The sequence below is a fragment of the Nostocoides sp. HKS02 genome, from assembly GCF_009707485.1.
Classification (GTDB): domain Bacteria; phylum Actinomycetota; class Actinomycetes; order Actinomycetales; family Dermatophilaceae; genus Pedococcus.
Window position 1 is genome coordinate 3,297,156 of the sequence record NZ_CP046121.1, and the last position, 23,471, is coordinate 3,320,626.

At 70.5% G+C, this 23,471-nt stretch carries 14 protein-coding genes and 1 pseudogene; 13 read left to right on the forward strand and 2 right to left on the reverse strand.

Annotated elements, in window-relative coordinates; genetic code table 11:
• Positions 1–16 precede the first annotated feature (16 nt).
• Positions 17–571 carry a CGNR zinc finger domain-containing protein gene (locus tag GKE56_RS15935; protein WP_154685380.1) on the reverse strand — a complete coding sequence of 185 codons (555 nt, stop codon included), beginning with the start codon at positions 569–571 and terminating at the stop codon, positions 17–19.
• Positions 572–644: 73 nt separating this feature from the next.
• Here GKE56_RS15935 and GKE56_RS15940 point away from each other — a divergent pair, with 73 nt between their 5' ends.
• The 12 genes and pseudogenes from GKE56_RS15940 (at position 645) to GKE56_RS15990 (ending at position 20,810) form a co-directional block, all read left to right on the forward strand.
• Positions 645–1,637, forward strand: a complete 993-nt coding sequence (locus GKE56_RS15940; protein ID WP_154685381.1) for an EamA family transporter — start codon at positions 645–647, stop codon at positions 1,635–1,637.
• A gap of 150 nt (positions 1,638–1,787) precedes the next feature.
• The gene (locus GKE56_RS15945) at positions 1,788–2,468 is read left to right on the forward strand and encodes a 50S ribosomal protein L25/general stress protein Ctc (protein WP_154685382.1); all 681 of its coding nucleotides are present in this window, start codon (positions 1,788–1,790) and stop codon (positions 2,466–2,468) included.
• A gap of 86 nt (positions 2,469–2,554) precedes the next feature.
• On the forward strand, positions 2,555–3,163 hold the full coding sequence (gene pth, locus GKE56_RS15950) for an aminoacyl-tRNA hydrolase (RefSeq protein ID WP_154685383.1): 609 nt from the start codon (positions 2,555–2,557) through the stop codon (positions 3,161–3,163).
• Positions 3,164–3,214: 51 nt separating this feature from the next.
• A complete protein-coding gene (locus GKE56_RS15955) occupies positions 3,215–3,844 on the forward strand; it encodes a NeuD/PglB/VioB family sugar acetyltransferase (RefSeq protein WP_154685384.1) in 630 nt (209 codons plus the stop codon).
• 375 nt (positions 3,845–4,219) lie between these two features.
• Positions 4,220–5,785, forward strand: coding sequence for a sugar transferase (locus tag GKE56_RS15960; protein WP_154685385.1), 1,566 nt, complete (start codon positions 4,220–4,222; stop codon positions 5,783–5,785).
• Positions 5,786–6,049: 264 nt separating this feature from the next.
• Complete coding sequence (locus GKE56_RS15965; protein WP_154685386.1) at positions 6,050–7,144, forward strand: Gfo/Idh/MocA family protein; 1,095 nt, start codon at positions 6,050–6,052, stop codon at positions 7,142–7,144.
• Complete coding sequence (locus tag GKE56_RS15970) at positions 7,141–8,136, forward strand: NAD-dependent epimerase/dehydratase family protein (RefSeq protein WP_154685387.1); 996 nt, start codon at positions 7,141–7,143, stop codon at positions 8,134–8,136. Before GKE56_RS15965 ends, GKE56_RS15970 begins: the two co-directional genes overlap by 4 nt.
• Positions 8,137–8,375: 239 nt before the next feature.
• A pseudogene (locus tag GKE56_RS18430) lies at positions 8,376–8,726 on the forward strand (N,N-dimethylformamidase beta subunit family domain-containing protein); the annotation flags it as partial.
• Positions 8,656–17,781 carry a DUF4082 domain-containing protein gene (locus GKE56_RS15975; RefSeq protein ID WP_154685388.1) on the forward strand — a complete coding sequence of 3,042 codons (9,126 nt, stop codon included), beginning with the start codon at positions 8,656–8,658 and terminating at the stop codon, positions 17,779–17,781. The pseudogene GKE56_RS18430 and the gene GKE56_RS15975, both read left to right, overlap by 71 nt.
• Before the next feature lie 19 nt (positions 17,782–17,800).
• Positions 17,801–18,595: a hypothetical protein gene (locus GKE56_RS15980; RefSeq protein ID WP_154685389.1), complete on the forward strand. Its 795-nt coding sequence runs from the start codon at positions 17,801–17,803 to the stop codon at positions 18,593–18,595.
• Between the two features lie 143 nt (positions 18,596–18,738).
• Positions 18,739–19,779, forward strand: coding sequence for a right-handed parallel beta-helix repeat-containing protein (locus GKE56_RS15985; protein WP_154685390.1), 1,041 nt, complete (start codon positions 18,739–18,741; stop codon positions 19,777–19,779).
• Positions 19,776–20,810, forward strand: coding sequence for a glycosyltransferase (locus tag GKE56_RS15990; RefSeq protein WP_230209031.1), 1,035 nt, complete (start codon positions 19,776–19,778; stop codon positions 20,808–20,810). The genes GKE56_RS15985 and GKE56_RS15990 overlap by 4 nt, the downstream gene beginning before the upstream one ends.
• A gap of 10 nt (positions 20,811–20,820) precedes the next feature.
• Here the strand turns inward: GKE56_RS15990 and GKE56_RS15995 are convergent, their stop codons facing one another.
• Complete coding sequence (locus GKE56_RS15995; protein WP_370518500.1) at positions 20,821–22,026, reverse strand: glycosyltransferase family 4 protein; 1,206 nt, start codon at positions 22,024–22,026, stop codon at positions 20,821–20,823.
• 298 nt (positions 22,027–22,324) lie between these two features.
• On the opposite strand from GKE56_RS15995, the gene GKE56_RS16000 reads away from it, so the two are divergent.
• Positions 22,325–23,449, forward strand: coding sequence for a DegT/DnrJ/EryC1/StrS aminotransferase family protein (locus GKE56_RS16000; protein ID WP_230209032.1), 1,125 nt, complete (start codon positions 22,325–22,327; stop codon positions 23,447–23,449).
• Positions 23,450–23,471 lie beyond the last annotated feature (22 nt).

Below are 23,471 nucleotides of genomic sequence, written 5' to 3' on the forward strand. Positions count from 1 at the left end.
AGCGGGCGGGCGCGGCTCAGCGAGCGGGGTGGGACCGGCGTGCGCGGTATGCCGCGACGTTGCGGCGGTTGCCGCACCCCCCGTCGCAGTACCGCTTGGAGCGGTTCTTCGACAGGTCCACCACGACGTCCTCGCAGTCGTCGGCGGCGCAGACCCGCAGCCGGCTGAGCTCGTCGGCCCGGATCACGTCGACCAGGGCCATCGCCGCCTCGACCGCCATGCGGGTGGCCAGCGGGGCCTCGGGCGGCGTCGCGTGCAGGTGCCAGGTCCACTCGCCGTGGCGGACCAGCTGGGGGAGTGCCCCGGCCTGTGCGAGGAGCGCGTTCACCTCGTGCACGGCAGTGTCGACATCGGCGGTCCAGAACGCGCGCAGGCGGGGCCGCAGGGCGCGGACGGCGCGCAGCTCCGCCTCGTCGTGCTCACGCGAGCCCGTCCACTCCCACTCGGCGACGAACCGGTCGAGCTGGTCGACGGTCGTGAGGTCGTCGGAGTCGGTGGGCAGGGTGGCGTCGGTGTTGACCAGGGCGGCCGCACCGCGCAGCGCCATTTCCGTGTCATGGGCAAAAAGCATCTTGACTCCTGACCTCCCCGTTCGCTAGCGTCATGAGTATAAACCGTTTTGCTCATGACAGGTGGAGGCTGCGATGACGGGGCGACCGACCGGCCACCGGCGACCGACCGGCCTCGGCTTGTGGCTGGCCCTGGCGTCCGCGGCGACGTTCGGCAGCAGCGGCCCCTTTGCCAAGTCCCTCCTGCTCGAGGGCTGGAGCTCGGGGGCGATCGTCCTGCTCCGCATCACCGGTGCCACGCTGGTGCTGGCCATTCCGACCTTCCTCTCGCTGCGTGGCCGCTGGCACCTCGCTCGAGCAGCGGCGCCGACCATCCTCGCCTACGGCGCCGTGGCGGTGGCGGGATGCCAGGTCGCGTACTTCCACGCCGTCCAGCACCTTGATGTGGGCGTGGCGCTGCTGCTGGAGTACCTCGGCGTCGTGCTGGTCGTGCTCTGGGTGTGGATCCGCACCCGTCGTGCCCCGAGCGGGTTGACCGGCCTCGGTGTCCTGCTCGCTGTGGTGGGGCTCGTGCTCGTGCTCGACCTCGCCGGGAAGACCCGTCCCGACCTCGTCGGCGTCGGCTGGGGCTTGGTGGCTGCGGCGGGGCTGGCCACGTTCTTCGTCCTGGCGGCCGAGGAGAGCAGCCTGCCGCCGGTGGCGCTCGCCGGCCTCGGCATGGGGGCGGGCGCGGTGCTGCTCGGCCTCCTCGGCGCCGTGGGTGTCGTCCCGCTGGCCTTCGCCTCCGGTGACGTCGCCCTCATGGGCCACCTGGCGCCCTGGTGGGCCGCGGTCGGTGAGCTGGCCCTCGTGGCGGCGGCGGCGGCATACCTGCTCGGGGTGAGTGCCGCGCGCCTGCTCGGGTCGACGGTCGCCTCGTTCGTCGGGCTGACGGAGGTCCTGTTCGCGGTGCTGTTCGCCTGGGTGATCCTCGGCGAGCTGCCCGGTGTGATGCAGCTGGGTGGGGGCGTCTGCATCGTCGCAGGGGTCGCGGCGGTCCGAGTCGGCGAGCTGCGTCGCCAGCGCCTGGCGGGCGTCACGACAAGCACGGAGGACACGGATTTCCCTCTGCCCGCAGGCGTCGCCTAGACTCTCGGGGTTGCCTCGGCGAGGGACACTGCACGGCCATCCTGCACCACGGCCCGGCACGTCCGTGATTCGACGCGGTGTGGTCTCCGTGCTGCGCCCCGCGTCGAGGCCCACCGCATCCTCGAGTCCCCCACCGCACAGGAGATTTCCGTGTCTGACAACAAGCTCGTCGCTGAGACGCGCACCCAGTTCGGCAAGGGCGCTGCCCGCAAGATCCGCCGCGACCACAAGATCCCGGCCGTCATGTACGGCCACGGCGCCGATCCGGTGCACATCACCCTGCCCGGCCACGACACGATGATGGCCCTCAAGGTCGCCAACGCCCTGCTCACCATCGTCATCGACGGCGAGGAGCAGCTCGCGCTCGCCAAGGACGTCCAGCGCGACGCCATCAAGCCCGTCATCGAGCACGTCGACCTCGTCGTCGTCCGCAAGGGCGAGAAGGTCACCGTCGACGTCCCGGTCCACATCGAGGGCGAGGCCGCTCCGGAGACCGTCGTCACGCTCGACGCGCAGACCGTGCAGCTCGAGGTCGAGGCGACGCACATCCCCGAGAACATCGTCGTGTCCGTCGAGGGCCTCCAGGCCGGTACGCAGATCAAGGCGTCCGAGCTCGACCTGCCGCGCGGCTCGACGCTGGTCGTCGACGAGGACACCCTGGTCGTGAACATCACCGCCCAGATCTCCCAGGAGGCGCTGGACGCCGAGCTGGCCGAGGCCGAGGAAGAGGCTGGCATCGAGCACGACGAGGCCGGCGAGCCCGCGGCCGAGGGTGCCGAGGCTCCTGCCGCCGAGGATGCCGAGGGCGAGGCCACGGCCGAGCAGGCCTGACCGCTGTCGTATGCCGGAAGGCCAGGTCCGCTGCGGACCTGGCCTTCCGCAGGTCACCGTCCGGTCGTGCGGCATACTTGCCGCCCGTGAACGCTGAAGGCCAGGGCACCTGGCTCGTCGTCGGGCTGGGCAACCCCGGGCCGCGCTATGCCGGTAACCGCCACAACGTCGGCGCCATGGTCGTCGACGAGCTGGTTTCGCGCTCCGGGGTGAAGCTGACCACCCACAAGGCCCGCGCCGTCGCCGCGACCGTGCGCATCGGGACGTTGCCCGGGGGTGCGCCGGGGCCGGCGGCCATCGTGGCCGTCCCCTCGTCGTACATGAACGAGTCCGGCGGGCCGGTGAAGGCCCTGATGACCTTCTACTCCACCGAGCCGGACCGGCTGGTCGTGGTCCACGACGAGCTCGACATCCCGGCCGGTGAGGTGCGCCTGAAGCGCGGGGGCGGGGAGGGGGGTCACAACGGGCTGCGCTCCATCAGCTCGTCCCTGGGGACCAAGGACTACCTGCGGGTCCGGGTCGGCATCGGTCGACCGCCTGGACGCATGGATGCCGCCGACTTCGTCCTGCGCGACTTCTCGCCCACCGAGCGCAAGGAGCTGCCGTTCCTCGTGCACGATGCGGCCGACGCGGTCGAGCTGGTGGTCACCGAGGGCCTCTCGGTGGCGCAGCAGAAGTTCCACAGTCCGGCCTGAGGTCGCCCGAACCGCTGCGCGGCGCGCTGGCCGCGTCCTACCGTGGACGACGTGGCGAGCGGACTGGTCCTGATCGCGGCGAGCGGCCTCGCACTGGAGGTGGCCGAAGCCGCGCTGGCGGCTGGCGTTGAGGTCGCCGGGTGCGTCGATGACGACGCCACGCTGTGGGGGACGGCGGCGGGCGGCTGGCTGCCCGTCCTGGGCGGCCTCGAGCAGGTCGTCTCGCGAGCCGAGGCACCTCTGGTGCTGTGCGCAGGCAAGGGCGGCGTGCGTGAACAGCTCGCCGCGCGCCTCGAGGCGGCGGGCGTGGGTGCGACGAGGTTTGCTCGCATCGTGCACCCCTCCGTGAGCATCCCGGCTTCGTGCTCGGTCGGCCCGGGCTCCGTCCTGCTCGCGGGGGTCGTGCTCACCGCCTCCGTCAGCGTCGGCCGGCACGTCGTGGCGATGCCGCGGGTCGTCCTGACCCACGACGACGTCGTGGAGGACTTCGCCACGCTCTGCGCCGGCGTCACCCTCGGTGGCTCGGTCCGGGTCGGCCGGGGTGCCTACCTCGGGATGGCGAGCTCGGTGCGCGAACGGGTCACGGTGGGTGCGGGGGCCGTGCTCGGGATGGGCGCGGTGGTCACCCGGGACGTGCCCGCGGGGCAGACCTGGGTCGGCGTGCCGGCGCGTCCCCGGTGATGCCGCAGTGGCTCCTGAAGGGGTCCGATGACGCAAAGATGGTCAGTGACTAGTCACTGACCATCTTTGCGTCGACAGGGATGGGGCTCGCTCCTGGGGCAGGTGCGGGGCCGTCGTTCGCGTGCCGGACGCAAACACACGAGATCGAACCCGACCGCGCGGTCGAGGTCATCCACTCTCGTTCTCCTGGATGACTCCGCTACGGCTGGCGACGTAGGACGACCTCGGTAGCAGCGGCTCAGTTGACTGGCGTATCGGCCGAATTCCGTTGTGGCATAGGCCCATTCGACGGCGGGTTCCTCCACCAAATGGTCTATGGGCGCCGTCGGGGCCGGGGCTAGCGTGCTCGCAGAACCACTCGGGGGAGAGGCACGTATGACTGAGTCTGCAGGGCGGGGGCGGCGAGAGGCGCTCGTGTCGAGTCAGGTATCCGACCTGTCGGGGTGGTCGGTGGCCGCTTGGGCCCGACGACCCAGTGGTGGTGCCCCGCGGGTCGTGTCGCGCAGTGCCGGCGACGCTGCAGTGCCGCAGCGGGCCGTCCGGCGGAGCACGTGGGACGTCCACTACCGTCGCCGGGCCTTCTTCGGCGACCTGGTCGTCGCCACCATCGCCGGGGTGGTCGCCTCCTTCTCCGTTGCTCTGGACAACCCGGTCGGCTTGCGGGTCGCCCTCCTCGTCGTCGTCCCGGTCGCCTGGGTCGCGACGCTGGCGCTGGTCCACGGGTACGAGCGCCGCTACCTGGGGTCGGGCCCCGAGGAGTACCGGGCCGTGGTGCGCTCGAGCGTGATCCTCGTCGGGGTCGCCGCACTGGTCTCCTACGCGTTGCGCTGGGATGCCCCGCGGGACGTGGTCGTCGTGGTGACGAGCCTGCTGGCCGCGCTGGGGCTGTGTGTGCGCCACGGGCTGCGTCGTGACCTCTACCGGCGGCGCGCGGAGGGTCTCGAGACGCAGGCCACTGTCATCATCGGGAACGCCCGGTCTGTCGTGCCGATGATCCGCGAGATCCGGCGGGCGCCCGACCAGGGACTGCGGGTGGTGGCCGCTTGCGTCTCGGGTCTGGACCTGTCGGGAGACGGGCCCTCCGAGGTGGAGGGCGTGCCCGTCTTCGGCTACCCCGATGAGGCGATGTCGGCCGTGGACCTGTTCGACGCCGAGGTGGTGGCCGTCTCGAGCGACCCTGACCTGCACGGCCCCGAGCTGCGCCGCCTCGCCTGGTCCCTCGAGGAACGCGAGGTCGACCTCGTCGTGTCTCCGGGTCTCCTCGGGGTCGCCGGTCCTCGGCTGTCCATCCGTCCGACCGCGGGTATGCCGCTGCTGCACGTCGAGCGGCCCGTGATGTCCGGGGGGCGGCGAGTGGTCAAGGCCGTGGTGGACCGCGTACTGACGGTCACGCTGGCGCTGCTCGCGCTGCCGGTGCTGCTCGTCGTCGCGGTGGCGATCCGCCTCGACACACCGGGCCCTGTGTTCTTCCGGCAGAAGCGGGTCGGCGCCCAGGGCCGTGAGTTCGCCATGGTCAAGTTCCGCACCATGTGCGTCGACGCCGAGTCCAGGCTGGCCGCGCTGCAGGCGGACGCCGGCAACGACGTCCTGTTCAAGATGAAGTCCGATCCACGGGTGACCCGAGTGGGCCGGGTGCTGCGCAGGTTCTCGATCGACGAGCTGCCCCAGCTGATCAACGTCGCTCGCGGCGAGATGTCCCTCGTCGGACCCAGGCCACCGCTCATGCGCGAGGTCGACGCCTACGAACCCGACGCCGTGCGCCGACTGCGGGTGAAGCCTGGCCTGACGGGGCTGTGGCAGGTCAGTGGTCGCAGCGACCTGTCGTGGGACGAGTCGCTGCGGCTCGACCTCTGGTACGTGGACAACTGGTGCCTTGTGCTCGACCTCCAGATCCTCTTCCGCACAGCGAAAGCCGTGTTCCGCGGGGCAGGAGCGTATTGATGGGCAGCCCAGGGGCCTAGTGATGAGCGGTGCAGGGGCGTCCGCGATCACGAGGTCGCAGACGGAGCTGGCGCGGACCGGTCCCCACGGGAGCCGCGCCGGCTCTCCGCCGCGCCACGCGGCATACCTGCCTGCACTGTCCTGCAAGGGATTTGCCGCCGTTGCAGTACGTACGCACTACCGCATTAGGACGAGGCGCCTGATCCACCGTCCGGCCAGTGTTTCCGCAGGGGCCGCAGAGCGGTCCGCGAAAGGGGTTGTGGCATGACGCTTCGTGTCGGAGTGGTGGGGGCCGGCTACTGGGGTCCCAACCTCGTGCGGAGCTTCCGCGCCAGCGAGGACTGGGACCTAGTGGCCGTGTGCGACCTGGATCAGGACCGGGCCCGGCGGGTCATCGGGGACCGCAGCACCGTCGAGGTCGAGACGTCCCTGGACGTGCTCCTCGCACGCACCGACATCGACGCCGTGGCCGTGGCGACCCCGGCTGCCAGCCACTGCTCCATCGCCCTGGCAGCGCTCGCGTCCGGCAAGCACGTCCTCGTGGAGAAGCCGCTCGCATCGACGCGTGCCGACGCCGAGCGGATGGTGGCGACCGCCGAGGAGCTGGGCCTGGTCCTCATGTGCGACCACACGTACTGCTACACGCCCGCGGTCCAGCACCTGCGCGCGCTCGCGCACAGCGGCGAGCTCGGCGACATCCTGTTCGTCGACTCGGTGCGCATCAACCTCGGTCTGGTCCGGGCGGACGTCGACGTCTTCTGGGACCTCGCTCCCCACGACCTGTCGATCCTCGACTTCATCCTCCCGCAGGGGCTCTCGCCGCTCGAGGTGTCGGCACACGGTGCCGACCCGATCGGCGCAGGTCGCTCGTGCCTCGGGTACCTGACGATGCCCCTGCCGGGCCACGGGATGGCAAGCGTCCACGTGAACTGGCTGAGCCCGACGAAGATCCGCCACACGGTCATCGGTGGCAGCCGCAAGACCGTCGTCTGGGACGACCTGAACCCCCAGCAGCGGCTCTCGGTGTACGACCGCGGCGTCGACCTCGACCTCACCGCCGAGACCGCCGACGCGGCGGAGCGGCGCGCCGTCAACGTGAACTACCGGCTCGGCGACATGCACGCGCCGGCGCTGCCGGAGCGAGAGGCCTTGGGCGCCATGGTGGCCGAGTTCGCGGGTGCCATCACCGAGGGCCGGACCCCGCTGACGGACGGAAATGCGGGGCTGCGGGTCCTCGCCGTGCTCGAGGCCGCGTCCGAGAGCCAGCGCCGCGCGGGAGCGATGGCCCCGGTGGGTATGCCGATGGGCCGGGTTCTGGCTGCGACGTCGGCCGGCGTCGGTTGGGGAGGCGCGTGGTGACCGCCCTGCAGGGCGCAAGGGTGCTGGTCACCGGTGGCGCGGGAACGATCGGCTCGACCATCGTCGACGAGCTGCTCCGGGCTGGGGTCGCGCACGTCGACGTCCTCGACAACCTCGTCCGAGGACGGGTCGAGAACCTCGGCTGGGCGCTGGCGTCGGGGCGCGTCAGCCTCGTCAAGGGCGACCTGCGCGACCGCGACCTCGTCCACGACGTGACGTGCGGGAAGGACCTTGTCTTCCACCAGGCCGCGATCCGGATCACGCAGTGTGCCGAGCAGCCGCGGTTGGCCCTCGAGGTGCTCGTCGACGGCACGTTCACGGTACTGGAGGCGGCGAGCGAGCACCGTGTCGACAAGCTGGTCTTCGCGTCGTCGGCCTCGGTCTACGGCCTGGCCGAGGAGTTCCCGACGGGCGAGCGGCACCACCACCACAACAACGACACCTTCTACGGCGCCGCCAAGTCCTTCAACGAGGGGATGGCGCGCAGCTTCCGGGCGATGACCGGACTGGACTACGTGGGCCTGCGGTACTTCAACGTCTACGGGCCGCGCATGGACGTGCACGGCCTCTACACCGAGGTCCTGGTGCGCTGGATGGAGCGGGTCGCCGACGGTGAGCCGCCGCTCATCTTCGGCGACGGGCTGCAGACGATGGACTTCGTCTTCACCCGGGACATCGCCCGCGCCAACCTGCTCGCGGCCACGAGCGGGGTCCGCGAAGGGATCTACAACATCGCCAGCGGCACCGAGACCAGCCTGCTCGGCCTGGCTGAGGCACTGCTGCGGGCGATGGACTCCGACCTGTCGGTCGAGCACGGTCCCGATCGGGCCGTCAACGGCGTCACCCGTCGACTCGCGGACACCCGAGCTGCTTTCGCCGACCTGGGCTTCTGCGCGGAAGTCGGCCTCGAGCAAGGACTTCGTGAGCTGGTCACGTGGTGGCAGCCGCAACGAGAAGCCGTCGCCGCCGGCAGGGGAGAACGCGTGTCATGAGTGGACCTCGCTTCAAGCGCTTCCGGGTCGGCCGTGCTCTCGCGGCGACCTTGGCGGCTGCCGCCCTGGCGTTCGCGCCGCTGCAGGTCCTCCTCGCCGACACGGCGGCTGCCGCGGGGCCATGCGGGCCCCCGGTGGTCAACGTGATCGCGTGCGAGAACACCCTGCAGGGCGATCCCGCCAGCGACTGGCAGATCACCGGTTCGGGATCGACGACGATCCAGGGCTTCGCGACGTCGATGAGCGTGAACCCGGGCGACACGGTCCAGTTCAAGATCAAGACGCCCTCGACGGGCTACCACTTCGACATCCTGCGGCTCGGGTACTACCAGGGCAACGGCGCCCGGAAGGTGGCGTCTGGCCTGCACCCCACCGCGGTGCTGCCCCAGACCCAGCCCAACTGCCTCAACGACACCAACCCCACCGGGCTGATCGACTGTGGCAACTGGGGCGTCTCCGCCTCCTGGACCGTGCCGACGACGGCGGTGTCCGGGGTCTACATCGCCCACCTCGTCCGTGATGACACCGCCGGTGCCAGCCAGATCGTGTTCATCGTTCGCAACGACGCGAGCCACTCGGACGTGCTGTTCCAGACCGACGACGAGACGTGGCAGGCCTACAACACCTACGGCGGCAACAGCCTCTACTCCTGCACGATCAACTGCCCGGCGGGGGAGTCCGCAGGCCTACAAGGGTGCGGCGAAGGTCTCGTACAACCGACCGTTCCACAGCGCCGACGACGACTCGGGCCGCAGCTGGTTGATGTATGCCGAGTACCCGATGATCCGGTTCATGGAGGCGAACGGCTACGACGTCTCCTACACGACGGGCATGGATGTCGGCACGGCATCCGGCGGAGCCCTGCTGACCAACCACAAGATGTTCATGACCGCCGGCCACGACGAGTACTGGTCGGGCCCGCAACGCACCAACGTCGAGGCAGCGCGAGACGCCGGGGTGAACCTCGCCTTCTTCACGGGTAACGAGGTGTTCTGGAAGACGCGCACCGAGCCGAGCATCGACAGCTCGGCCACTGCCAACCGCACCCTGGTCTGCTACAAGGAGACGCACTACGACGGCGTGGTCGACCCCAAGGACCCGCCGACCTGGACCGGCACCTTCCAGGACCCGCGGTTCAGCCCGCCCGGTGATGGCGGCCGGCCACAGAACGCTCTCACGGGGCAGCTGTTCGTCGTCAACTCCGGCACCACAGACATCAAGGTGCCTGCGCAGTACTCGAAGCTGCGGTTCTGGCGCAACACGGCCGTGGCCAACCTGTCCGGGTCACAGTCGGTCACGTTGGGCCCGGGCGTCGGGACGCTCGGGTACGAGTGGGACACCGAGCCCGACAACGGGTCGCGCCCGGCTGGGCTGTTCGACCTGTCGTCCACCACCTCGACCTCCGCAGAGGTGTTCACCGACTACGGCAGCAACACCAAGACCGGAGGGACGGCCACCCACCACCTGTCGCTCTATCGCGCGCCGAGCGGGGCGTTGGTGTTCGGCGCCGGGACTGTCCAGTGGTCCTGGGGGCTCGACAGTGCCGGGGGTACGCCGGACCCGACCATGCAACAGGCCACCGTGAACCTGTTCGCGGACATGGCTGCCCAGCCGTATGCGCCGATCGCCGGGGTCACCCGGGCCACGGCCACGACCGATACGAGCGGGCCGACCTCGACAATCACCTCGCCGGCTGCTGGGGCGAACCTCGGTGACGGCACGAGGATCACCATCAGCGGCACGGCCGCAGACACCGGCGGCGGCGTCGTGGCCGGGGTCGAGGTGTCCACCGACGGCGGGACCAGCTGGCATCCCGCCACCGGCACCACGAGCTGGACCTACAGCTGGGTGGCGCACGGCAACCCGACGACCACGATCAAGACGCGCGCGGTGGACGACTCGGGCAACCTCGAGACTCCTGGCGGCGGCGTGGTGGTCAACGTGGGCTGCACCTGCTCGATCTGGGGGACGGGGACCACGCCGACCAAGACCGACTCCGGCACAGCCACTGCGGTCGAGGTCGGCGTCAAGTTCAAGTCCGATGTCTCGGGCAAGGTCACCGGGATCCGGTTCTACAAGGCGAGCACGAACACCGGCACCCACGTCGGGAACCTGTGGACGGCTACGGGCACGAAGCTGGCTTCCGTGACGTTCACGGGCGAGTCCTCGTCAGGGTGGCAGCAGGCCACGTTCGGGACCCCGGTGGCGATCAACGCCGGCACGACGTACGTCGCCTCCTACTTCGCCCCGGTCGGGCACACGGCCCAGGACGACTCGTACTTCTATCCCAACCCGTCCCCGACGCCGGACACCTACAGCACCGTCGACAGCCCTCCGCTGCACGCGCTCCGCAACGCGGGCGGCACGGTGAACGGCGTCTTCCAGAACAGCAGCACCAGCACGTTCCCCGCAGGGAGCACGACCGCACGCAACTACTGGGTCGACGTCATGTTCACGCTGAACACCGGCCCGGCGACGGTCCCCGGGGCGGCGACCGGGGTCACCGCGACTCCGGGTCACTCGTCTGCGGTCGTCACCTGGACTGCCCCCTCGGACGGCGGCAGTGTCATCACGGGCTACACGGTCACGCCGTACCTCGGCGGGGTCGCCCAGACTCCGACGACAGTCACGGGGAGCCCGCCGGCGAGCTCGGCGACGGTGGCCGGACTGACCAACGGCACGGCATACACCTTCACGGTGTCCACGACCAACGCGGTCGGAACGGGCGCCGCCTCACCGGCGTCGAATGCGGTGACGCCCTCGTCGACAAGCTGCAGTGCCTGCTCGATCTGGCCGGCCTCGGCGACGCCGGCGACCCCTGACGAGGCCGACACCCAGTCGATCGAGGTGGGAGTGAAGTTCAAGTCGGACCTCAACGGACTGATCACGGGGATGAGGTTCTACAAGAGCGTCGCCAACACGGGAACGCACATCGGCAACCTCTGGGCGGCCGACGGGACCAAGCTCGCGACTGGGACGTTCAGCAACGAGACCGCGTCGGGCTGGCAGAAGCTGACCTTCGCGACCCCGGCTGCGGTCACGGCCGGCGCCGTGTACGTCGTGTCCTACTTCGCGCCGGCCGGTCACTATGCCGGGGACAGCGGCTACTTCGCGTCCGCCGGCGTGGACAACCCGCCGCTGCACGCCCTGCAGAACGGGATCAGCGGTGGCAACGCCGTCTACACCTACAGCGGCACCAGCGTCTTCCCGGTCAACACCTACAACTCCGAGAACTACTGGGTCGACGTCGCCTTCGCCACGGCCCCGGCGACCACACCGGACGTGCCGACAGGCGTCATCGGGTCCCCCGGGGACCGGTCGGCCACGATCGACTGGACCGCGCCGGCTGATGGCGGCAGCCCGCTGACCAGCTACACGGTGACGCCGTATGTCGGGACCACCGCCCAGCCGTCGACCACGGTGAGCGGCAGTCCGCCGCCGAGCATCGGCACGGTGACAGGTCTCACGAACGGCACGACGTACACCTTCACGGTCACCGCGAACAACGCCGTCGGCAGCAGCCCCGCCTCGGCCGCGACCACAGTGACTCCGGCAGTGCCGACTGCTCCGGCGGCGCCGGCCAGCGTCACCGCGAGTGCTGCGAGCGGGTCTGCCCTGGTCAGCTGGAGCGCACCGTCCAGCGGCGGTAGCACGATCGCGACGTACACGGTGACGCCGTACATCGGGTCGATCGCGCAGGCCCCCAGGACCCTGAGCGGCAGCCCGCCCGCGACGAGCATGACCGTGACCGGCCTGACCAACGGCACGGCGTACACGTTCACCGTGTCGGCCACCAACTCGGTCGGCACCGGGCCGGCGTCCGCGGCCTCCAACCCTGTCGTGCCGGCCACGACCAGCTGTGCCGTGACCTGCACGATCTGGTCGGCGACCGCGACGCCAGCCTCTCCCGACGAGGGAGACACCCAGTCGACCGAGCTGGGCGTGAAGTTCAAGGCTGACGTCAACGGGTCGATCACCGGCATGCGCTTCTACAAGAGCGTTGCCAACACCGGCACGCACGTCGGCAACCTGTGGACGTCGACGGGGACCAAGCTGGCGACCGGGACCTTTAGCGGCGAGACGGCCACAGGGTGGCAGACGCTCACGTTCGCGAGCCCGGTCGCGGTCACCGCAGGCACCATCTACGTCGCGTCCTACTTCGCGCCGGTCGGGCACTATGCCGGTGACGGTGGCTACTTCGCGACCTCCGGGGTGGACAACGGGCCGTTGCACGCCCTCAAGGACGGCGTCAGCGGTGGCAACGGCGTCTACCGGTACGGCAGCACCAGTGGCTTCCCGACGAGCACCTTCAACTCCGAGAACTACTGGGTCGACATCGCGTTCGTCAACGGTCCGACCGCCCCGGCCGCTCCGAGCAACGTCTCGGCGACCGCGGGCAGCGGCTCCGCCGCGGTGAGCTGGACCGCGCCCTTCAACGGTGGGAGCGCGATCACGAGCTACACCGTCACCCCGCATGCCGGGTCGACGGCTCTGTCGCCGACGACGGTCAGTGGTAGCCCGCCGGCGACCAGCGCAGCGGTGACCGGGCTGACCAACGGCACGGCCTACACCTTCACGGTGTCGGCGACCAACGCCGTCGGCGCCGGGCCCGACTCGCCGGCCTCCACCGCCGTCACCCCGTTCTCCGTGTCGCCGCCTGGTGCCCCCACGGCCGTCACGGCCACGGCCGCGAACGCGTCCGCGGTGGTGAGCTGGACCGCGCCCGGCAACGGCGGCAACGGGATCACGAGCTACACCGTCACGCCCTACGTCGGGACCACGGCACAGGCCCCGACCACGATCTCCGGCAGCCCGCCCGCGACCACGGCGACGGTCACCGGGCTGACGAACGGCACGGCCTACACGTTCACGGTGTCGGCGACCAACTCCGTCGGCACGGGGTCGGACTCTGCCCCGTCGGCCGCGGTGACGCCGACCACCACCCCGGGTGCGCCCACCACGGTGACGGCGACGGCCGGCGCCGGCTCGGCGGTCGTCAGCTGGACCGCGCCCTCGACCGGGGGTAGCCCGATCAGCAGCTACACGGTGACCCCCTACATCGGCGCGACGGCCCAGACCCCGTCGATCGTCAGCGGCAGCCCGCCGGCGACGAGTGTGACGCTCACCGGGCTGACCAACGGCACGGCCTACACGTTCACGGTGTCGGCGACCAACGCCGTCGGCACGGGGCCGGACTCTGCCCCCTCGGCGGCGGTCACCCCGGTCGGCAAGCCCGCCGCACCGACTGCGGTCACGGCCACTGCCGGCGATGCGTCAGCGACCGTGAGCTGGACTGCGCCCGCCAACGGTGGCAGCCCGATCACGAGCTACACGATCACGCCCTACATCGGATCCAGCGCGCAGGCGTCGACGACCATCAGCGGAAACCCGCCCGCAACGAGCGTCGCGGTGAGCGGTCTGGCCAACGGCACGTCGTACACGTTCACCGTGTCGGCGACCAACACGGCCGGCACCGGGCCGGAGTCCGTGGCGTCGAACCAGGTGACCCCGGTGGCGGTGGCCGCGCCGGCCGCCCCGACCGGAGTGAGCGCGACAGCGGGCAGTGGGTCTGCGGTGGTGAGCTGGACTGCGCCGTCCGACGGTGGCAGTGGTATCACGCTCTACACGGTGACCCCGTACGTCGGGTCCGTCGCGCAGGCACCAGCCACCGTGAACGGCAGCCCGCCGGCGACCAGCGTCGCGGTGACCGGCCTCACGAACGGCACGGCATACACCTTCACGGTGTCGGCCACGAACGCGATCGGCACCAGCCCGGAGTCCGCGGCGTCCAACCAGGTCACGCCCGCCACGGTTTCCGCCCCTGGCGCGCCGACGGCCGTGACCGCCACGGCGGGGAACGTCTCGGCGGTCGTGAGCTGGACTGCGCCCGCTGACGGTGGCAGCCCGATCACCGGCTACACGATCACGCCCTACATCGGCTCCAGCGCGCAGGCGTCCACGACCATCAGCGGAAGCCCGCCGGCGACGAGTGCGGCGGTGACCGGCCTGACCAACGGCACGACCTACACGTTCACGGTGTCGGCGACCAACGCGATCGGCACGGGGCCGAGCTCGGCCGCGTCACCCCCGGTCACGCCGGCGACCGTCCCGTCAGCTCCCACCGGTGTGGCTGCGACCGCCGGCAACGCGTCGGCCACCGTGAGCTGGACCGCGCCCTCCAGCGGGGGCAGCCCGATCACCAGCTACGTCGTCACGCCCTACATCGGCGGGACCGCCCAGGCGGGGACGATCATCAGTGGCAGCCCGCCCGCGACAGCCGCCACGATCTCCGGGCTGACCAACGGCACCGCCTACACCTTCACGGTGTCGGCGACCAACGCAGTGGGCACGGGACTGCCCTCGGCACAGTCCGCCTCGGTCACCCCGGCGACGCGACCGGCTAGCCCCACCGCGGTGACGGCCACGGCCGGGAGCGGGTCCGCGGTGGTGAGCTGGACCGCGCCGTCCTCGGGTGGCAGCCCGATCACGCTCTACACGGTGACGCCGTACATTGGCAACACCGCGCAGGCACCCGTCACGGTGAGCGGCAGCCCGCCGGCGACCAGCGTCGCGGTGACCGGCCTGACCAACGGCACGGCCTACACCTTCACGGTGTCGGCGACCAACAGCGTGGGTACCGGGCCCGAGTCGGCGGCATCCAATGCCGTCACGCCCGCCACGGTCTCTGCCCCTGGCGCGCCCACCGGCGTGACCGCCACGGCCGGCAACGCGTCGGCGACGGTGACCTGGACCGCGCCCTCGAACGGTGGCAGCCCGATCACCGGTTACACGGTGACGCCGTATGCCGGGTCCACGGCCTTGGCGTCGACGACCGTGAGCGGCAGCCCACCTGCGACCACCGCGAACGTGACGGGGTTGACCAACGGCACGGCCTACACGTTCACGGTGGCGGCGACCAACGCGGTCGGGACGGGCAGTGACTCCGTCGCGTCGGCCGCGGTGACGCCGGCGACGACCCCGGCCGCACCGGGCAGTGTCTCGGCGACCGCAGGACCTTCGTCCGCGGCAGTGACCTGGACGGCGCCCACCGATGGTGGCAGCGCCATCACCAGCTACACCGTCACGCCGTTCATCGGTGCGACGGCGCAGCCGCCGACCACGGTCTCGGGCAGCCCGCCCGCCACCACGGCGACAGTCACTGGACTGACCAACGGCACGGCCTACACGTTCAAGGTGTCGGCGACCAACGCCATCGGGGCCGGTCCCGCCTCGGCGGCGAGCGCCGCGGTGACGCCCAGCTCGGGCAGCTGCGCAGCCTGCACGATCTGGGCGCCCACGGCCACGCCCACAACGCCCGACCAGCCGGACTCGTCAGCGGTCGAGCTCGGGGTGAAGTTCAGGGCCGACGTGGACGGCTCGATCACCGGGATCCGGTTCTACAAGGGCAGCGGCAACAGCGGCACTCACATCGGGACCCTGTGGGCGTCCGACGGGACGAAGCTGGCGTCGGCGACCTTCAGCGGGGAGACGGCGACCGGCTGGCAGCAGGTCACCTTCGCGACGCCGGTCGCGATCACCGCGGACACGGTCTACGTCGCGTCGTACTTCGCCCCGGTCGGGCACTACGCCGGAGACGGCGCGTACTTCGCCAGCGCGGGGGTCGACAACGGGACCCTCCATGCCCTCCAGGACGGCGTGAGTGGTGGCGACGGCGTCTACAAGTACGGCAGCACGAGCGCGTTCCCGACTGACAGCTTCAACGCCACGAACTACTGGGTCGACGTTGTCTTCGCCTCTGGTCAGGCGAGCGCTCCAGGCGCGCCCAGTGGCGTCAGCGCGACCGCCGGAAACACGTCGGCGACGGTGACCTGGACGGCGCCGAGCAACGGCGGCAGCGTGATCACGAGCTACACCGTCACGCCGTATGCCGGGTCCACGTCCTTGGCGTCGACCACCGTGAGCGGCAACCCGCCTGCGACCACCGCGAACGTCACCGGGTTGACCAACGGCACGGCCTACACGTTCACGGTGTCGGCGACCAACGCGGTCGGGACGGGCGCCGACTCGGCTGCCTCGAACGTCGTCACGCCGTCTGCGCCGACGGCGCCAGCTGCTCCGACGAACGTCACTGCGACGGCTGGCAACGCCTCGGCGGTGGTCGGCTGGACCGCTCCGTCCAACGGTGGCAGCACCATCACGAGCTACACGGTCACCCCGTTCATCGGCGCCACCGCGCAGCCGGCGACGACTGTGAGCGGCAGCCCACCAGCCACGAGCGTCACGGTCACCGGACTGACCAACGGCACGGCCTACACGTTCAAGGTCTCGGCGACCAACGCCATCGGCACCGGTCCTGCCTCGGCGGCCTCCGCACCGGTGACCCCGGTGTCCAGCGGGTGTACCGCCTGCACGATCTGGGCGCCGACGGTGACCCCGACGACCGCGAGCCACGCGGACAGCTCGGCCGTCGAGCTGGGCGTGAAGTTCAAGGTGGACATGAACGGGTCGATCACCGGGATCCGGTTCTACAAGGGCTCAGGCAACACCGGCACCCACCTCGGGACCCTGTGGAGCGCCTCGGGGACCAAGCTGGCCTCGGCGACCTTCACCGGTGAGACCGCGACCGGGTGGCAACAGGTGACGTTCACCAGCCCGGTGGCGGTCACGGCGGGCACGGTCTACGTCGCGTCGTACTTCGCCCCGGTCGGGCACTATGCCGGTGACGGTTCGTACTTCGCCACCTCCGGCGTCGACAACGGCCCGCTGCACGCGCTGCAGGACGGCGTCAGTGGTGGCGACGGCGTCTACCGGTATGGCAGCACCAGCGCGTTCCCCACCAACAGCTTCAACTCCACGAACTACTGGGTCGACGTCGTCTTCGCCGGGTCTGCGACTGCTCCGGCCGCCCCGACCAGTGTTTCTGCCGCCGCAGGCAACGCGTCGGCAGTCGTGAGCTGGACCGCGCCACCCACTGGCGGAAGCGCGATCACCAGGTACACCGTCACGCCCTTCATCGGGTCGACCGCCCAGAGCGCGACGATCGTGAACGGCAGCCCGCCGGCCACGAGCGTCACGGTCGCCGGACTGACCAACGGCACGGCATACACCTTCACCGTGTCGGCGACCAACGCCATCGGCACCGGGCCGGACTCTGCGGCCTCGAACGCCGTGACACCCGCCCAGGTGAGCTGCACGGCCTGCACGATCTGGGCGCCGACGGTGACCCCGACGACCGCGAGCCACGCGGACAGCTCAGCCGTCGAGCTGGGCGTGAAGTTCAAGGTGGACGTCAACGGGTCGATCACCGGGATCCGGTTCTACAAGGGCTCAGGCAACACCGGCACCCACCTCGGGACCCTGTGGAGCGCCTCGGGGACCAAGCTGGCCTCGGCGACCTTCACCGGTGAGACCGCGACCGGGTGGCAACAGGTGACGTTCACCAGCCCGGTGGCGGTCACGGCGGGCACGGTCTACGTCGCGTCGTACTTCGCCCCGGTCGGGCACTATGCCGGTGACGGTTCGTACTTCGCCACCTCCGGCGTCGACAACGGCCCGCTGCACGCGCTGCAGGACGGCGTCAGTGGTGGCGACGGCGTCTACCGGTACGGCAGCACCAGCGCGTTCCCCACCAACAGCTTCAACTCCACGAACTACTGGGTCGACGTCGTCTTCTCGACCGGATGACCGGACCCGGGGAGCGCAGGTGAGGCCGATCGACGTGCGCTGGCTCCTCGCCCTCGTCGGGGTGGGCGTCCTGCTCGTCGCGGTGACCACCGTGGGCCTGCGGCTGCGATCGGGCTCCACCGCAGACCCACCGCCCACCGCTGGTGCCTCCTCGGCCGGCCCGGTCGGAGGACCGGTGTGCGGGCAGCCCAGCCTGCGCTCGCCCTACGGGTACAGCGGGGCCGCTGGTCCGTACCAGTCGGGCACGCCGGGTCTGCCGACGTTCGGCGCACCCGGGACGGACTTTCCCGGCGCCAGGGCCGGCCAGGTGCTCGCGCCGGAGACTGCCGAGTACCAGAACTGGCAGCTGCGACCCCAGACGGTGTACTTCCTGGCACCAGGCGTGCACTACGGCAGCTTCAGTGCGAACACCGGCGACGTGTTCGTGGGTGGCTATGCCGACGGAGTGGCCAGCGTCCTCGACGGCCAGTACTCCCGAAGGACGGCCATCGACAGCAACATCAGCATAGGCGAGCAGACCGACGTCACGATCCGGTACCTCACCATCCAGAGGTTCACGCCCCCGGTGGACCAGACCGCCGTCAACCAGACCGGCGCTGGTGGATGGAAGCTTGTTGAACAGCACGGTCACCATGAACGTCCCGGGCGGGGGGATGTTCGCTGCCACCGACAACGTCCTCAGGGACAACTGCCTGACGCTGAACGGCCAGTACGGGTTCCAGTCGGCGCAGACGATCCGAGGAGACTCGCTGACGGGTGGTCCGTACAACGTCTGGGTCGAGCACAACGAGATCAGCTACAACGACACCTGTGACCTGTCCGGGCTGATCCAGAACCCGGCGCTCGGTCTGCGCGACCACAACCCGGTCCCGGAGCGGTACCGCAACAGCAACTGCGGCGCCGTCAAGGGAAACGGCAACCAGGGGGGGATTCAAGCTCTGGGCCACCAACGGAGTGATGATCAGGAACAACTGGATCCACCACAACTGGGGCGTGGGTGGCTGGGCCGACACCAACAACGCCAACACCACGTGGACCGGCAACACGATCACCGACAACGAGAACGGCGCCATCTGGGAAGAGACGTCGTACAACTTCTCGATCACCGACAACTACCTCGCGCGGAACAACCTCACCGACGGGCCGGGCAACCCCAGCTTCCCCATGCCTGCCATCTACATCTCGGAGTCGGGCAGTGACACGGCGAACGGTGGTGTGCCCCGGTGCGCGATGGAGTCGTGCGTCCGGTCTCGGATGCCGAGCTACCCACATCGCTCGGTCATCGGGAACAACACCCTGGTGGACAACGGCGGGGGAATCTTCTTGTGGCAGAACTCGAACCGTCGCTGCAACGACGGTTTCGACGGGGCGTGCACGCTCGTGAAGGGCGGCGCCCGCGGGCCGTTCAGCATGGCCAGCTGCGCCGCGAACCTGCCCGGCGCGACCCTCGACGCCGCCACCCACCGGGGCAACCTCGCGGGCCAGCCGCGCGAGAACTACTGGGACGGCTGCATGTGGGAGACCCAGAACGTCAGGATCACCCAGAACCGGATCGACTTCACCCCCGCCCACATCCCCGGTTGCGAGAAGCGGGCCTGGCCCGCGTGCGGCGCCAACGGAGTCTTCAGCCAGTACGGGGGGACCGAACGGCCACGCCCAGGGCTGGGAGGTCCCCACCCAGATCACGTTCTTCCAGCGCAACCACTGGTCCGACAACGTCTACACCGGTCCGTCGACGTTCTACGCCTGGAACCAGGGAAGCCACGCGAACCCCGTGAGCTGGTCGGAGTGGACCGGCCCGGTCGGCAAGGGCGACCAGTGCGCCTCGCCCGCCGAACGGCAGTCGGGGGACTGCGCCGGTCCCTTCGGTCAGGACAGCGGCAGCACCTACCGCCCTGGCCAAAGCGGCGCGACCCCGGCCGGTGGAGGCGCATCATGAGAGGGGCGGCGACGGCCGGATGCCGGATCGAGGCGAGGGGGGTCCGATGGGCTCGGTGAGCGTGGTCATCCCGTGCTACCGGTACGGCCACTTCCTCGAGGACGCCGTGCGAAGCGTGCTGGACGACCAACCAGGCATGGATGTCCGGGTGCTGATCATCGACGACGCCTCCCCGGACGACAGCGCCGAGGTGGCTCGCGGGATCGCCGCGCGCGAGCCCCGTGTCGAGGTCGCGGCCCACGCGGCGAACCGCGGGCACATCGCGACCTACAACGAGGGGTTGCTGGACTGGGCCTCCGGCGACTACTCCGTGCTGATGTCGGCCGACGACCGGCTCACGCCGGGAGCGCTTCGGCGCGCCACCGACCTGCTCGATACCCACCCCGACACCGGGTTCGCCTACGGCAACGTCCTCTGGTTCAGTGACGGCGCGCCGCTACCCAAGGCCCGGACCAGGACCCGGGGGTGGTCGGTGTGGCCCGGTCACCAGTGGCTGGAGCGCCGGTTCCGTCACGCCCAGACCGGGATCATCTCACCCGAGGTCGTCGTGCGGACCTCCCTGCAGCAGCGCGTCGGCGGGTACGACCCACGACTCCCGCATGTCGGGGATCAGGAGATGTGGCTGCGGCTCGCCGCCCACGCCGACGTGGGGTTCGTCCGCGGAGCCGACCAGGCGTACTACCGGCGGCACGGGCAGAACATGTCGACGGCATACACCGAGCTGACCACGCTGGCGCAGTTTCGCCTGGCCCACGAGCTCGTCCTGACCCAGTGCCACGACCAGCTGTCCGAGGCGTCCGCGCTGTCCGACGTCGTGCACCGCAAGCTCGCCTGGAAGGCGCTCCTGAACGCCGCGCGCGCCTACGACCGGGGTCGCACCAGCGAGACTCCGGTCGACGAGCTGGTGGCCTTCGCCGTCGACTGCTGGCCGGAGGCCCGCCGACTCCCGATCTACCGCGCGCTGGCGTTGCGCCGACGGATCGGGCCCCGCGCGATGCCCTACCTCCAGCCGTTCGTCCTGCCTGCGGCGGCCATCCGACGAGCCGGGTCGTGGTGGCTCGACCGGTCGTGGAAATCGGGTGGGCAGTAGGCAGCAGGCGCTACCGGATCGCCGCGGACGCCCCCAGGAAGGCGATCAGCTTCGGGGCCACGACAGCGGCATCGAAGTCGCGACCGAACCGTTCGTGTGCAGCGAGGGCTGCCTTGCGGCGAGCTGGTTCGCTGTCCATCAGGGCGATGAGCGTTTCGGCGGCCCGAGCGGGGTCGTCCAGCGGCCAGAACCTCGCCTCGATCCCGTCGTCGCAGAGCTCGTTGATGCCGCCCGTGTCGCCGGCGACGATGGGTAGGCCCGCGGCCATGGCCTCGATGATCGCCAGCGGCAGCGACTCGGAGTAGGAGGCGTGGACGTACGCCCGGTACCGCGGCAACGAGGTCCGCACGTCGCGCTGGAAACCGCGGAAGCGGACCTGGCCGTCCACGCCCAGCGCGCCGGCCTGCCGGACCAGCTCATCGCGGGATGGCCCCTCGCCGAAGATGTCCAGGCTGAAGAGCCGGCCCTGCCGCTTCGCCTCGGCCACCACCTCCAGCAGGTACCGGTGGTTCTTCGCCGGTTCCAGCCTGCCGGTGGTGACCAGGTCGCCCAGCGGCTCCTGGTCCGCCGTGGGCGGGAGGGGTTCCACGAAGTTGCCAATGACCGCGGCGGGGACATCGGCCGCCTCGGGGAGCCAGCCCACCAGCGCCTCCTGCCCCCATTGCGAGACGTAGACGAGGCCGTCGGTGCGTGGGATCGTCCGGCGTTCGAACTCCCGGACGGCGCGAAACGCGCGCCCACCCCTGGCCAGTTCGCTGCTGTCGGCGTACTCGTCGGCGTTGGAGATGCGGAAGTGGACTGCCAGCACCACCCGTTGGTGCGGGCCGTGACGCGCGCGGAGCGCGGCAGCGGCCGCCAGCGGGTCCTGGGCGTAGACGACACAGTCACCCTGGCTGGCGAGCAGTCGTCGCAGCGCCCTGCGCAGGAACTCTTCGTGCCAGAACCGGTACCACAGGACCCCGGCGGGGCGGCTCCACCAGTCGAGGGCGAGCCGACGGGCCCCGAACACCGGGTACCGCAGCAGGCCACCCCAGTCGAACGGTGTGACCAGGGTGCTCGGGGTGCCGTGCTGGTCGAGGTACTGGCGCAGCTGTCGGACATGGGCGTGGATGCCGGTGTTGCCGTCCGGGCGCAGGGTGGTCGCGACGACCAGCGGCAGCGACGCGGCCTGGTCCGAGCCGGCGGCATCGGGCCCAGGCTGTCCGTGCGTGCGAATGTCGACCCCCTCACCGTGGCGGGTCGTCGACCCGCCAGCAAGCCGCTCGTCAGACCTCGTCCGATGGGGACACTACGCGCCTGCGCGTCGCGGCGGCCGATGCTCTCGCAGGGTGCCGTGCTCCCTCATTTGGCTGAGCCGTCGAGCCCGATCCGCGTGGCATGTTGCGTTGTGGCGGATGGTGATCCGGCGCGCGGTGGCGTAGCCGTGCTTCGTGGTCGCCACGTCCGCGCACACGGTTCAGGGGGCCTGCCGCCGTGACATCTGAAGCTGAGGGGAAGCGCACATGATCCCGGTCATGAAGCCCTGGTTGGGCGACGAGGAGGCGAGGGCAGCAGCCGAGGCGGTGGCCTCCGGCTGGGTCGCGCAGGGACCGCGGGTCGCCGAGTTCGAGTCCGCGTTCGCGGCATACGTCGGTGCCCCCCACGGCGTCGCCGTCTCCTCGTGCACGACTGCCCTCCACCTCGCGCTGCACCTGCTCGGGATCGGCCTGGGCGACGAGGTGGTCGTGCCCTCGTTCTCCTTCATCGCGACCGCGAACAGCGCGGTGTACGTCGGTGCCACACCAGTGTTCGCCGATGTCGAGGTCGCGGACGGAAACGTCAGTGCCCGCACCGTGGAGCCGGTGCTCACCGATCACACGCGGGCGGTGGTCGTCGTCGACCAGGGCGGTATGCCGGCGGACGTCCAGCCGTTGCGCGAGCTGTGTGAGCGCCGCGGCATCGCGCTGGTCGAGGACGCCGCCTGCGCGGCCGGATCCCGCTACCGGGGAGCCCCAGCGGGCGGCCAGGCCGCTCTGGCCGCGTGGTCGTTCCATCCGCGCAAGCTGCTCACCACCGGCGAGGGCGGCATGCTGACGACCTCGGATGCCGAGCTGGCGGTGCGCGCTCGTCGGCTGCGCGAACACGGGATGAACCTGAGTGCGGCCGACCGTCACCAGAGCCGGCAGCCGGTCATCGAGAGCTATCTCGAGGTCGGGTTCAACTACCGGATGACCGACATCCAGGCCGCGGTGGGTCTGGTGCAGCTCGGCAAGCTCGACGCGATGGTGGTTCGGCGCCGCGAGCTGGCCTCGAACTACCAGGAGGCGCTGGCCGAGGTCCCCGGTCTGCGGACCGTGCAGGACCCGCCCTGGGGCGAGTCGAACTTCCAGTCGTTCTGGGTCGAGCTGCGCGACGACTACCCCCTGCGCAGGAACGAGCTCCTGACGGCCCTGGCCGACGAAGGAGTCTCGGCTCGTGCCGGGATCATGGCTACCCACCGGCAACCCGCCTACGCGGGCCACGCCCACGGTGACCTCACGACCACCGAGCGGTTGACCGACAACACCCTGATCCTCCCGCTCTTCCACACGATGACCGAGCGCGAGCAGCAGCGTGTGGTCACGCTCATCCGCCGCGCTGCGGGACTGAGGGCCGCGTGATGGGCGCCGACGGCAGGCAGGA